Genomic DNA, 10948 nt, shown 5'->3' with positions numbered 1-10948 from the left:
GGCGCGCCGGGCGCTTCGCCGGCGCCGTTGTGCGGGGAGGCTCGCGATGATCGAAGCGCTCGAGATCCTGACCACCGCCTCCCTCTGGGCCGCGGTGCTGCGCATCGCCACACCGCTGATCTTCGGCGCGCTGGGAGCGCTGATCTGCGAGCGCTCGGGCGTGCTGAATCTCGGGATCGAGGGGATCATGACGCTGGGCGCGATGATCGCCTGGCTGGCCGCCTACCAGGGCGCGGACCTGTGGGTGGCGCTGGCCGCGGCGGCGGCGGCGGGGGCCTGTTTCGGGCTGCTGCACGCGTTCCTGACCGTGCCGCTGGGGCTCTCGCAGCATGTCTCGGGGCTGGGCATCACGCTCTTCGCCTCGTCGTTCACCTACTATGTCTATCGGCTGGTGGTGGTGGTCGGAGACTCGCCGCCCACGATCGAGCCGTTCCAGCCGCTCGCGATCCCGGGGCTGTCGGACCTGCCCTTCGTCGGGCCGATCCTGTTCGCCCAGATGGGGCCCACCTATGCGGCGCTGGCCGCCGTCGCCCTGACCGCGTGGGTGATGACCCGAACGCCGCTCGGCCTCGCGGTGCGCATGGCGGGCGAGAACCCGCACGCGGTCGAGGCGCAGGGGCTGAACCCGCTCTCGATCCGCACGGGCGCGGTGGTCGTCGGCTCGGCCCTGATGGCGCTGGGCGGGGCGTTCCTGACCACGGCGGCGTTCAACAGCTTCTTCCCGCAGATGGTGCAGGGCCGGGGCTGGATCTGCATCGCGCTGGTCGTCTTCGCCGGCTGGCGGCCGGGCAAGGCCCTGCTCGGCGCGCTGCTGTTCGCCTTCTTCGACGCCTATCAGCTGCGCCTGCAGCATGTGGTCGACGGCCTCCCCTACCAGCTGTTCCTGATGGCGCCCTACGTCCTGTCGATCGTGGCCCTCATCGCCGTGGCGCGGCGAGGCCGCGCGCCCGAGGCCTTGATGGCGCCCTATCGACGGGGCGAACGCTAGGCGCCGCTGCCTCCTCAGACGCCGCCGGCCCGGATCGCGGTGACCTCGTCGGCCGTGATCTCCTCGCCGCCCTGGAGGACCAGCCGCGGCTCGTCTCCGCCCAGGCGCAGCTCGATCACCTCGGCGTAGACCCGGCCCGGGCGGGTCTCGAGCAGTTCGTCCGCGCCCAGGTACTCGACCGAGAAGCGATAGGCGTCCGCCGGCGCCGGGCCGGTTGCGGTCTCTCCGGACCACGACAGGCTCTGCGCGGCGGGATCGACGGACTGGCGCGCGACTTCGGCGCCGGCGGCGTCCTCGACCACCAGGATGGCGCGTTCGGCCCCCTCCACCGGCGCGACCTCCATGGTCACGGGGTCGCCGTCGAACGGCGTGGCGGCGGCGGACTGCACCTCCTTGCCGATCCACTCGGCGAGGCCCGAGCCGTCGCCTCCCAGCGCCGCGAGGATCGAGTCGAGGCGGTCGTTGGAGCGGATCTGCTGTTCGACCGCCGAGAAGCTGGCCAGCTGGGCGACAAACTCCGTGGATTCCACCGGCTTCAGCGGATCCTGGTTGCGCATCTGGGTGGTCAGGAGCTTCAGGAACGTCTCGAAGTCGCCGGCGGCCGTGGCGGCGGCGGAGGCGTCCTGGGGCGGCTTGTTCGCCGCAGGCGGCGGGGCGCCGGCCGGGCCGGTCAGCGGAGAGGTCGCGACGTCGGTCATGTCATCCTCCTAGACTCTCAGGTCGAGGCCGCGGGTCCCGGCCGCCGGGGGCGAGAGGCTCGGCGAGGCATCGTCTGAGACAAGCTCGCCCGGCAGACCGGAATCGCCCCCCGCTCCGTGTCCCTGGCCGCCGCCGCGCCCGAACTGCAGATCGACGCGGGAATGTCCCGCATCGGCCAGCGACTGGCCCAGCATGTCCGCATGTCGACGCAGAAGATCGACGACCTCCGGGCGCTCGGCGACGACCGAAACCACCAGCGCGTGGTCCTGACGCGACAACGACAGGCGGACGCGCCCGAGTTCGGGCGGGTCGAGCCGGATTTCGACCTCTCCGGGCGTGTCGCGCCGCGCGAGCCGCACGGCCTGTTCGGCCACCGCCTGGGCGGCCGGGGGCGCAGACGCGACGCCGGGCGCAACGGTCGAGAGCTGCGGCGCCGAGCTCCCCGGCGTCGCCTGAGCAACGGACGCGGGGACACCCGTCTCCCCTCCGCGGATCTCGCCCGTCGGATCCCCGGCGATGGCCTGCTCTCGTCCGGAAGCGACGGATCCGTTGGGCTGGACCGTCGCCGCCGCGGCTCCGGCGGGGCCGCCCTGCGCGACGACCGGTCCCGAATACGCCAGCGGCGCCGAAGCGGCGCGCAGGGGGGGCGCCGTGGCGAAATCCGCCGGTTGCACGCCGACCGGCTCGCCCCGCTCGGCACGCGCGCGGCCGGCGCGCTGTTCTGTCGGCGAGGTTGCGCCGGGCCTGACGGTTTCCAACAGCCCCGGGCGGGCGGACACCGGCGCTGCGGCGAACTGAGTCGCGACAGCTGTCGTCGCCGCCGCGAGGGGCGGCGTGCGCGCCTCTCGCGGTTCGCTGGTTTCGGCACGGTTCGGAACCGCCTCGGCCACGAGACGCGCGTCCTGCACCGCGGCGCCCGCGGTTCGCGGCAAGCTTGGCTGCACGTCGGCCGAATGAACCGGATCAGGCCTCTGCGCGACCGGAGCGGCCGCGGTCCGCGAGAGATCCGCCGCCGGGCCCTGTCGCGTCGTGGCGACATCCCCAACGAGGCGCGTCGCCGGGCTGGAGGCGGAAGCCTCGACGTCGGGCGGAATGCGGCCGGGAGCCTGCGGAGCCTCGCGGGGGGCGGTCGCGGCCTCCCTGCCCCATGAGGTCGGCGCCGTTACGCGCGCGGCGACCGGGACCGTGCCGTCTCGACCCGGCTCCCGAGGCATTGCGGCCGGAGCGGCGAGCGTGCGCTCAGGCGCCGCTACAAGGGTCTCCGCCGACCCGAAGCGCGTCGCTCGCTGAGGCGGGACGGCGATTTCGCTCGTCTCGGAGGCATGGCCAGCCGAGACATCCGGAGCGGGCGACATTGCCGGCGCCGAGGTCGGCGCTATCCGCGGAGCCCAAGCGGCTTCCGCCCCGGTCTGCGTCGGGGGCGCTGACGCCACCTGCGAGACGATGGGCGGAGCCTCCGAGGACACCGCGGTCGCTTCGAACGCCCGATCGAATCCCAGCTCTGCAAGCGGAGCGACCGTTTCATCGGGCGCCTCGGCCGATCCCGTCCCCTCAAGCCGTCGGCTCGCGGCGCCGAACGCGATGGCTCCGCGCTTCGCCACATTCGTGCTCGCGTCTCCACCAGCCTCGACGACGGCGCGGCCGCGGAGCGGGCTCGCAGCAGGACGGGACGGGCCGTCCGGGATATCGAAATGAGGCATGGGCGCATTCTGCTCCGCTCAGGGTCTGGCGGGCAGCATCGCTGCGAATCGTTACTCAACGTTTACCGGCGCGGGCGTATCGAGGGCGACAAGGAGATCCATGATGCCTGACGCCGCCTTCCCCCTCCCGCTGCCGACCGGCCCGGTCGCCTTGGCGCCGCTACGCAATGGGGCGCCCGCAGGGGTCGAGAACGCCGCTCTGCGCAAGGCCGCGGTGGAGTTCGAGACAATGTTCCTGGCCGAGGCGCTGAGCGGCGCCGGCCTGGGCCGCACGCCCGAAGGATTCGGCGGCGGCGTGGGCGAGGAAGCGTTCTCGAGCCTGCTGGTCCGCGAGCAGGCGCGGCTCTTGGCCGAGCAGGGCGGCATCGGGTTGGCCGAACGGATCTACCAGTCCCTTGTCGCGGGAGCAGAAACGCAATGACCGAGAATGCCTGGAACGATGCGCGCCTCGGCGCCGCCTCCGGCGGCGAGGGGGGCGGTCGGATCGGCGCCGCCCTGCGCGGCGCAGCGTGGCGCGGACGCGCCCGACAGGTCCGCGCACTGCTGGAGGAGGAGCGTGAGCTGATCCTGCGCGGAGACCTCAAGGCTCTCGCGGGGCATGCCGCCCGCAGCCGCACCGCGCTGGATGACCTGGTTTCGACTCCGCCGGCCGGCGAGACGCCAGAGCGGGAGCTGGAACGCATCCGGGCAGCCGCTACGCGCAATCGGCGACTGCTATCGGCGTTGCTGGAGGGCGCCTCGGAAGCGCGCCGCGAACTGGCGCAACATGAGAAAGCGCGAAAACAGGTCGGCTATGATCGGTCCGGAGAACCGGTGGCCGGGTCTCGTCCTGGCCGCAGTCGCCGCGCCTGAGTACGGGCCCAGACTCGACGGCGCTTAGCAGCGGTATTGAACCGCCGAACTTCACCTGACGGCATTTCGTTCGTCGGTTCAGGCGACGTCGCTTGTGGGCTCTGCCCGTTCGAAGTGGCGTCGCTCGGCCTCTGCCGGCGGCATGTAGCCGATCGAGCTCAGGAGGCGATGTTCATTGTATCAGTCCACCCAGTGCATGGTCTCCCATTCGACGCCCTGCATCGTTTTCCACGGGCCAAGCCGCTTGATGACCTCGGTCTTGAACAGTCCGATCACGCTCTCCGCGAGCGCGTTGTCGCAGGAATCCCCGACCGTCGCGACCGAGCGGTCGATGTCGGCGTCGGCGAGGCGACCGGCGCACTTGATGGAAAGATACTGAGCGGTCTCAACCGGCCGTCGCAACGCCATCAGCTTCGACGTTTCTCAACACCTCGTCCAGCGCCTCCGCCGGTGTCCGCCATCCCAGCGTTCTTCGCGGCCGCGCGTTGAGCGTTGCAGCGACCGCCTCGAGTTCTTCCGGCCCGTGAGCGGCGAGGCCCGTGCCTTTCGGGAAGTACTGGCGCAGCAGCCCGTTCGTGTTCTCGTTCGTGCCGCGCCGCCAGGGGCTGTGAGGATCGCAGAGGTAGAATTGCAGGCCAGCCAGGATCTTCAACTCGGCGTGCCGCGCCATCTCCGCGCCCTGGTCCCAGGCCAGCGAGCGTCGGAGCTGATGCGGCAGCGTGACGATGACGCGCGCGATGGCGTCCCGGACCGCCTCGGCGCCATGGCCCGCCGTCGCCGGCCCGTTCTTTGCCCACGGCCTCTCGCCCATGTCCCTCCATCGGCGCCAGGCGCCGCAGCAGCGTGAAGCAGGTAGCGCGCTCGACCAGCGTCCCGATCGCCGAGCGCCTGAGGCCGATGATCAGGTCGCCCTCCCAGTGGCCTGGGACCGCCCGATCCTCCGCCTAGGCCGGGCGCTCGCTGATCATGATCTCTGGAGTGACGAAGGATTTGCCGCGCCCGACAAGGCGCGCCCGCGGCACGCGCAGAGCGCGACCCGTCCGAAGGCACGTCGTCAGCTCGCGCCGCAGCCTGTCACGGGACTGAACGTAGAGCGCTTGGTAGATGGCCTCGTGCGAGATGCGCATCGACGGATCCTCGGGAAAGTCGTGGCGCAGCCTGTGCGAGATCTGCTCCAGGCTCCATGCCCGCGCCCATCGGCGCGGCTGGCGGCGACCATGGCGACGACCCGTCCATGTCGTCGCCGGGCCGTCGAGTGAGGGGCCTTCCAGCGGCGAGATCTTGCCTGAGAGTCGATCCTCGACATAGGCGCGCAAGGCCGGATTCGTCGCCAGCTTCGCAGGTTTGGGCCGCCGTGCCGCGCGGTCGGCGTGCCATTGCGCGGAGGTCGCCCTGTATTCCAGGCCGCCGCTGCGCGTCGCGGCGTTGCGCCGGATCTCCCGCGAGATCGTCGAGGGCGCGCGGCTCAGCCGCCTCGCGATGGCGCGCACGCCGAGCCCCTTCGCACATCCAAGCGCGATATCCTCGCGCTCAGCGAAGGACAGGTGTCGACCCGTCGGCTGCGGCGCCGAAACCGCCAGATGCGTCGGCGCCATGGCGCCAGACCTCCGGAACCATCGGGAGCCGACCGCTTGCGACACGCTTGCCGCAGACGCCGCAGCTTCGCTGGATGCGCCGGTCGCGATCGCCGCCCAGAACGTCGTCAAAGCCTCACGTCGCGACGCACCGGGGCGACCGGGAGAATGGAGTTTGGCACGTCCGGATCTGTCCGACCGCCTCTTTCTCGTCGTCATCGCAATCTCCCATGACAGGGCGTTGCGACGACCGGTTGAGACCGCTCTGAGACCCGCGGTCGGAGTGATGTATCAAACTCTTGGTCCCAAGAGGCTTTCTCCTCCAGGGCGCCTGCTCCAGCGCGTCGAGGACGAACTGCGTCGTCATCGAGGTCGACATCCACCAGCCGACGGTGAGGCATGAGCCGCCACTGGTTCGAGGCCATGTCGAACGCGCGCGAAGACATCGATCACGAAGGCGACGTAGATCGTCCCGGACCAGGTCGCGACGTAGGTGAAGTCCGACACCCAAGCCGGTTCGGCCGCTCGGCATGAAAGACGCGGTTGACCTTGTCGTCAGGGCAGGGCCGCGCGGCGTCGGGAGCCGTCGTGACAATCTTCCGGCCGCGCACCGCGCCCTGCAGCCCCATCTCGCGCTTCAGCCGCTCCACGGTGCAGCGCGCGACATCGACGCCGTCGCGCCGCAGGGCATGCCAGACCTTGCGGGCCCCGTAGAGCCCGCGGTTGTCCGACCACAGCTTGCGGATCTTCTCTCGCAGCCCGTCTTCGCGCCGCGCGCGGTCGGACGCGCGGGAGGGGTTCCGCTCGGCGGCTTTGCGCTGGGGGCAGGTGGACGGGGCGATCGGCAGCACGCGGCAGATCGGCTGGACCCCGAACTCCCCTCGGAACTCGTCGATGAAGGCGGTCATTTGCGGAACGGGCGGTCGAGCTCCGCCTGGGCGAAATAGGCGCTGGCCTTCTTCAGGATCTCGTTCGCCTGGCGCAGTTCGCGCACTTCGCGCTCCAGCTCCCGGATGCGCGCCTTCTCCGCGCTCGTCGGCCCCGCTTCCTGGCCGGCGTCACGCCGGGCCTGCTTGTACCAGACCCGCAGACTGTCCGGGGACCACCCCAGCTTCTGCGCGATATCTCGCACCGCCGCCGTCAGACTGCTGTAGCCCTCGAGATGGTCGGCGACCATCTGCACCGCCCGCCCGCGAAACTGGCCGGCTATGGCCTCGTCCTGTGAATCTTTCTGTTCACGAGGTCCGATCCTTTGACAGCTCGGGCCTCCGGTGAAGGCGGGAAAGTTCAATATTGCTATCGGAGGGTGAGGACGCCGCCTTGGTGGCTGAAATATGATCGCGCGCTTCCTGCAGAGAGCAGCCTTCCGCTATTCGCGCATTTCCTGCGGCGAACAGCGGAAGGCTGCTCTCTGCGCTGCATGTCACCAGCGACTGGGAACTATCGACCGAGCGTCTCTTGCCAGCCGCACGGAAACAGAAGCCACTCGCTGTCAGCCGAAGCGGGACTGCACAAGACTTGCGAAACCAGCCGCGCCGGCCTGGAGAAGCGTGATCGCGCCCTGCCCGCGAACATATCCGCTCGCGCCCTGCTCCGCCGCGGAACGGGCAAGGAAGCGGCGGATCATCGTCTCGACGTTCTCGGGATCGCTAAAGACGGCGATCGACTCGTCACCGAACAATTCGCGGGTCTTGGTGCGCAGCGTGTCGCGCTGCTGGTCGAGATCGATCTGCCCGAAGGCGGTCGGCAGACCATAGGCTTTCTCGATTACCGACCGCAGCGGCCGGTCTCCCAGCGCTTCGAACCAGGCGGATCCGTCGCGGCCGGACGCTTCCGCGGTGGCGGCATGCTTGGCAAGCTCGCGCCGGGCGTTCAGGGCCAGGCGCAGGTCCGAGTCCGCGTCGCCGACCGCGACCTCGAACTGTCGTTCCTTATAGGCGCTGGTGATCTCGCCTGCGAAACCGACGTCGGCCACACGGGGCCCGAGGACGCTGCCGTAGCCAAAGGCGTTGGCCATTTCCCCATAGCGGGGGTCCACGAGGCGATTGGCGAACGACTTCGAGTCGAGCGGATCGCTCTCGAGCACTTTCTGGATGAAGGCGCGCTTGTCGAGCTCATCCTCCAGGCCGAAAGCGCCCAGTGCGACCTGCAGCAGGCGACGATCGTTGACCAGGTCCTCCGCCGTGACGGCGGTGTTGATCGCCACCTCGAAATGCGTCGTCGCCCGAGTGATCTCGGGCGATTTCGCGAAGGTCTGGCGTTGCTGCTCCTCGATCCGCTGAAGGAGAGACCAGCCTGCAACGCCGCCGATGGGCAGGAGGGGTGCAAAAGCCATGGCCAGGAGGCCTCTATTGCGCGGCTGTCGCGGCGGAGGAGACGGCCAGCAGCCGTTCCTCCCTCGGCAACAGCGTGCGCAGGGTTTTCAGGGACTGGTAGAAACGCTCGGCGATCGCATGTTCGGTCGCCTCGGTCAGGCGGGCGCGGCTGTCGGGATCTTCGAAGACCTGGGACAGCTGCTCGATCCCCGCGAGGATCTGGCGACGGGCCTCGGCGGGCTGCGCTTCGCCGGCCAGCACCAGTTGGGCGACGTAGCAGACGCGGCGCACCGGCGTGGTGACCTCGTGCGGGTGGATGGCGTCACGCAGGCGCAGGACGTTGGCCTCAGGGGTCAGGATATTGATCCGCGTGCGGCGCGGCCCGTTCTCCATCACCACGCCGTTCACCATCACCCGCTCGCCGGGGCCGAGCTTGAGGATCAGGCCCGGCATCTCAGACGCCCTCGACCTGGCCGCGAAGGCCCTTCATCACCGATGCGTTGATGTCCACAAGCGAAGCCGAGGAGATCTCGCGCCGCACGAGGCGAGGCGTCTCGCGCTCGACATAGGCGGCCAGCGACAGAAGGCCCGCGCGCAGCGCGTCGGGCAGGCCGTTGTCCGCCACCGCCAGATCGGCGGCAAGGGTCAGCCAGAGGCGGAGGTTGTCGTGGGCGGCCGAGGCGAGGCGGCCGTAGGCGCCGGTTTCGCCGGCCTCGATGGCGGCCTGGGCCTCGCTCAGGCGATGGGTGACGCGGGCGAAGACCCGGTACTCGGCCTGTCGAGGCGTCAGCGCCGCGTGGGCGGCGTCGCCGTAGGCCGGACGGCGGTCGGCGCCGCGGCCGAGACCGGAACGGGAGGGAGAGAGCGCGGCGGCGGTCATGGCGGCTCCTGGGTCTGGCGAGGGCCGGCGCCGGCGATTCAGGGCCTGGCTGCGCGTCTCGCCGTGTAATCCCGTGCGCCCCCTTCCCCTGCAGCGGCGCGCAACAAATGCGCGCCTTCCGCACGGGGCGCGGGGCGGTGGCGGGGGAGGCCGGGTTCCCGGCCTCCCCCTCGTCTTCCTTAGCGGAAGAGCGACAGCACGCTCTGCGGCGCCTGGTTCGCGATCGACAGCGCCTGGATGCCCAGCTGCTGCTGCACCTGCAGGGCCTGCAGGCGGGCCGAGGCCTCCTCCAGGTCCGCGTCGACCAGGGCGCCGATGCCCGAGGTCAGCGAGTCCGACAGCGACTTCACGAAGTCGGCCTGGATGTCGATCCGACCCTGGACCGAACCGAACTCGGCGGCGGCGTCGATCGAGGTCTGGATCAGGGACTCGATGTTGGCCAGCGCGTTGGCGGCGCCGTCGGCGGTCGACACGTCGATGCCGTCGAGACCGACCAGGCCGCCCGAGGCCACGCCGCCCGAACCGTCATCGACGGTCAGCGCCACGGTGGAGGCGTTGTCGTTGTCGATCTGCAGCGTCGGGGGCTGCGAGATCGGATCGTCCGACAGGTTCACCTGCACCGTGATGCCGTCGACGCCACCGGCGTCGATCACCCGCTTCAGACCGGTCGCCACGTCGTTGAGCGTGTCGCCGTCCTTGGCGGTGTAGTCGAAGTTCTGACCGCCCAGCGAGATCCGGAAGCCGTCGCCCTCGTTGACCACGCCGCCGGTGTTGCCCGCGCCGCCCAGCGACACGGTCTCGGCACGGGCCGTCAGGGTGCCCGCCGCGCCGGCCGCGCCGGCCACCTGAGCGCCGCCGGCGTCAGGGTCGACCACGAAGGTCGTGGCGCCGGTGGAGGAGCCCTGCATCGTGATCGATTCGAACGAGTTGGTCGACGAGACCGTAACCTCGCCCGCGCCGCTCACGGCGGTGGTCACCCCCTCGACGCCGAGGTTGGCCAGACCCGCGGCGACGATGTCGTCGAGGTCGGCAACCACGATCGCGGCGCCGGTGTTGTTGGTGAAGGTGAACTGCTGGTCGCCGAAGTCGATCGACAGCGTGTCGCCGTCCGCCATGTCGGTGGCGATGGTGATCGTCGCGTCGTTGGCCGCGTTCGACAGCGTGGCGCCGGCGCCCACGGTGTAGGTGCCGTCATCGGCCACGGTGCCGATGCGGTCGATGGCGGTCGCGGTCTCGACCGTGCCGGCCTCGGAGGTCAGGTTCTGGCCGTTGAAGGAGATCGAGGACGAGGAGACCGAGCCGTTGCCCGACCGGTCGAGCGAGGACAGCACCGAGGTCTGCTCGTAGGAGTCGACCAGGTTCTTGCCGTTGAACTGGGCGGCGCCGAGCACCGAGTTGATCTGGTCGCGCAGCGCCTTGATGTCGGTCTGGATCTTGGCGCGGTCGACGTTCTCCTCCTGCGAGGCGACGATCTTGCCCTTGATGTCCGTCAGCAGCTCGGTGACGGTCTCGGCGGCCTGGCGGCCGACCTCGACGGTCGAGGCGCCCAGCGACAGCGATTCGCTGATGCCCTTGAAGCCCTTCACGTCCGACTGCATGACCGAGGAGATCGCCCAGACGGCGGCGTTGTCCTTGGCGGACCCGACCTTCTTGCCGGTCGAGATCTGCTCCTGGATCTGGTTCAGATTCTTGTTGGTCGAGTTCAGGGTCTGCAGCGCAACCATCGCGCTGGAGTTGGTGAGGATGCTGGCCATTTGCTCCGTTTCCCAAAGCTGGCGACGCAGAGGCGTCGCTGTTTACAGACCGACCGGAGATTTCCGCCGGCCGGAGAGAACCGCCTTTCTGACGGAGCGCATCGGGCGTTCGACCCGCCGCGCCGGCCCACCCCTTGGGGCCGCAGCACCCGATTAGCCCGACGACTCTGAAGAAGGTCTTAGCGA

General features: G+C 70.1%; 12 protein-coding genes, 1 pseudogene and 1 other annotated feature. Of the genes and pseudogenes, 3 read left to right on the top strand and 10 right to left on the bottom strand.

Features of this window, described 5'->3' with window-relative positions:
- Nucleotides 1–46 precede the first annotated feature (46 nt).
- Nucleotides 47–988 (top strand): ABC transporter permease, encoded by a 942-nt coding sequence (locus tag AAC134_RS15760; RefSeq protein ID WP_339950070.1) that lies wholly within the window; start codon nt 47–49, stop codon nt 986–988.
- 14 nt (nt 989–1002) lie between these two features.
- On the opposite strand, the gene AAC134_RS15755 is transcribed toward AAC134_RS15760, so the two are convergent.
- Together AAC134_RS15755 and AAC134_RS15750 are read right to left on the bottom strand one after the other, a co-directional pair.
- Entirely contained in the window at nt 1003–1686 is a 684-nt protein-coding gene (locus tag AAC134_RS15755; RefSeq protein ID WP_339950069.1) for a flagellar hook capping FlgD N-terminal domain-containing protein, read from the bottom strand.
- Nucleotides 1687–1695: 9 nt separating this feature from the next.
- Nucleotides 1696–3387, bottom strand: coding sequence for a flagellar hook-length control protein FliK (locus tag AAC134_RS15750; protein WP_339950068.1), 1692 nt, complete (start codon nt 3385–3387; stop codon nt 1696–1698).
- Between the two features lie 103 nt (nt 3388–3490).
- Here AAC134_RS15750 and AAC134_RS15745 point away from each other — a divergent pair, with 103 nt between their 5' ends.
- Entirely contained in the window at nt 3491–3808 is a 318-nt protein-coding gene (locus tag AAC134_RS15745) for a rod-binding protein (protein ID WP_339950067.1), read from the top strand.
- Nucleotides 3805–4239 (top strand): hypothetical protein, encoded by a 435-nt coding sequence (locus tag AAC134_RS15740; protein ID WP_339950066.1) that lies wholly within the window; start codon nt 3805–3807, stop codon nt 4237–4239. The genes AAC134_RS15745 and AAC134_RS15740 overlap by 4 nt, the downstream gene beginning before the upstream one ends.
- Before the next feature lie 180 nt (nt 4240–4419).
- On the opposite strand, the gene AAC134_RS15735 is transcribed toward AAC134_RS15740, so the two are convergent.
- The 8 genes and pseudogenes from AAC134_RS15735 to AAC134_RS15700 all read right to left on the bottom strand — a co-directional run bounded on the left by AAC134_RS15735 (nt 4420) and on the right by AAC134_RS15700 (nt 10762).
- Nucleotides 4420–4641 carry a hypothetical protein gene (locus AAC134_RS15735; RefSeq protein ID WP_339950065.1) on the bottom strand — a complete coding sequence of 74 codons (222 nt, stop codon included), beginning with the start codon at nt 4639–4641 and terminating at the stop codon, nt 4420–4422.
- Nucleotides 4625–6032 (bottom strand): annotated as a pseudogene (locus tag AAC134_RS15730) (IS30 family transposase). Before AAC134_RS15730 ends, AAC134_RS15735 begins: the two are co-directional and overlap by 17 nt.
- Nucleotides 6033–6262: 230 nt before the next feature.
- Nucleotides 6263–6721 carry an IS3 family transposase gene (locus tag AAC134_RS15725; protein ID WP_339950064.1) on the bottom strand — a complete coding sequence of 153 codons (459 nt, stop codon included), beginning with the start codon at nt 6719–6721 and terminating at the stop codon, nt 6263–6265.
- Nucleotides 6647–6763: a sequence feature (AL1L pseudoknot), on the bottom strand. (Overlaps the previous gene by 75 nt.)
- Nucleotides 6718–7104 (bottom strand): transposase, encoded by a 387-nt coding sequence (locus AAC134_RS15720; RefSeq protein ID WP_339950063.1) that lies wholly within the window; start codon nt 7102–7104, stop codon nt 6718–6720. (Overlaps the previous feature by 46 nt.) Before AAC134_RS15720 ends, AAC134_RS15725 begins: the two co-directional genes overlap by 4 nt.
- 201 nt (nt 7105–7305) lie before the next feature.
- The gene (locus AAC134_RS15715; RefSeq protein ID WP_339950062.1) at nt 7306–8148 is read right to left on the bottom strand and encodes a DUF1217 domain-containing protein; all 843 of its coding nucleotides are present in this window, start codon (nt 8146–8148) and stop codon (nt 7306–7308) included.
- A 13-nt stretch (nt 8149–8161) separates the two neighbouring features.
- Entirely contained in the window at nt 8162–8581 is a 420-nt protein-coding gene (gene flbT / locus AAC134_RS15710) for a flagellar biosynthesis repressor FlbT (protein WP_339950061.1), read from the bottom strand.
- 1 nt (nt 8582) lies between these two features.
- Nucleotides 8583–9008: a flagellar biosynthesis regulator FlaF gene (gene flaF, locus AAC134_RS15705; RefSeq protein ID WP_339950060.1), complete on the bottom strand. Its 426-nt coding sequence runs from the start codon at nt 9006–9008 to the stop codon at nt 8583–8585.
- Nucleotides 9009–9187: 179 nt separating this feature from the next.
- Nucleotides 9188–10762 (bottom strand): flagellin, encoded by a 1575-nt coding sequence (locus tag AAC134_RS15700; RefSeq protein WP_339950059.1) that lies wholly within the window; start codon nt 10760–10762, stop codon nt 9188–9190.
- Nucleotides 10763–10948 lie beyond the last annotated feature (186 nt).

Source organism: uncultured Albimonas sp., from assembly GCF_963977235.1.
In the GTDB taxonomy this organism is placed as follows: Bacteria; Pseudomonadota; Alphaproteobacteria; order Rhodobacterales; family Rhodobacteraceae; genus Albimonas.
Note: the sequence above shows the minus strand (reverse complement) of the source record. Positions and strands in the feature narration are given on the sequence as shown.

Bases quoted from the DNA above. Each gene is read 5' to 3' on its own strand.
- AAC134_RS15755 (WP_339950069.1), bottom strand. From the start codon at position 1,686: ATGACCGACGTCGCGACCTCTCCGCTGACCGGCCCGGCCGGCGCCCCG.
- flaF (WP_339950060.1), bottom strand. From the start codon at position 9,008: ATGACCGCCGCCGCGCTCTCTCCCTCCCGTTCCGGTCTCGGCCGCGGC.
- AAC134_RS15760 (WP_339950070.1), top strand. From the start codon at position 47: ATGATCGAAGCGCTCGAGATCCTGACCACCGCCTCCCTCTGGGCCGCG.
- AAC134_RS15745 (WP_339950067.1), top strand. From the start codon at position 3,491: ATGCCTGACGCCGCCTTCCCCCTCCCGCTGCCGACCGGCCCGGTCGCC.
- AAC134_RS15740 (WP_339950066.1), top strand. From the start codon at position 3,805: ATGACCGAGAATGCCTGGAACGATGCGCGCCTCGGCGCCGCCTCCGGC.
- AAC134_RS15750 (WP_339950068.1), bottom strand. From the start codon at position 3,387: ATGCCTCATTTCGATATCCCGGACGGCCCGTCCCGTCCTGCTGCGAGC.
- AAC134_RS15715 (WP_339950062.1), bottom strand. From the start codon at position 8,148: ATGGCTTTTGCACCCCTCCTGCCCATCGGCGGCGTTGCAGGCTGGTCT.
- AAC134_RS15700 (WP_339950059.1), bottom strand. From the start codon at position 10,762: ATGGCCAGCATCCTCACCAACTCCAGCGCGATGGTTGCGCTGCAGACC.
- flbT (WP_339950061.1), bottom strand. From the start codon at position 8,581: ATGCCGGGCCTGATCCTCAAGCTCGGCCCCGGCGAGCGGGTGATGGTG.
- AAC134_RS15725 (WP_339950064.1), bottom strand. From the start codon at position 6,721: ATGACCGCCTTCATCGACGAGTTCCGAGGGGAGTTCGGGGTCCAGCCG.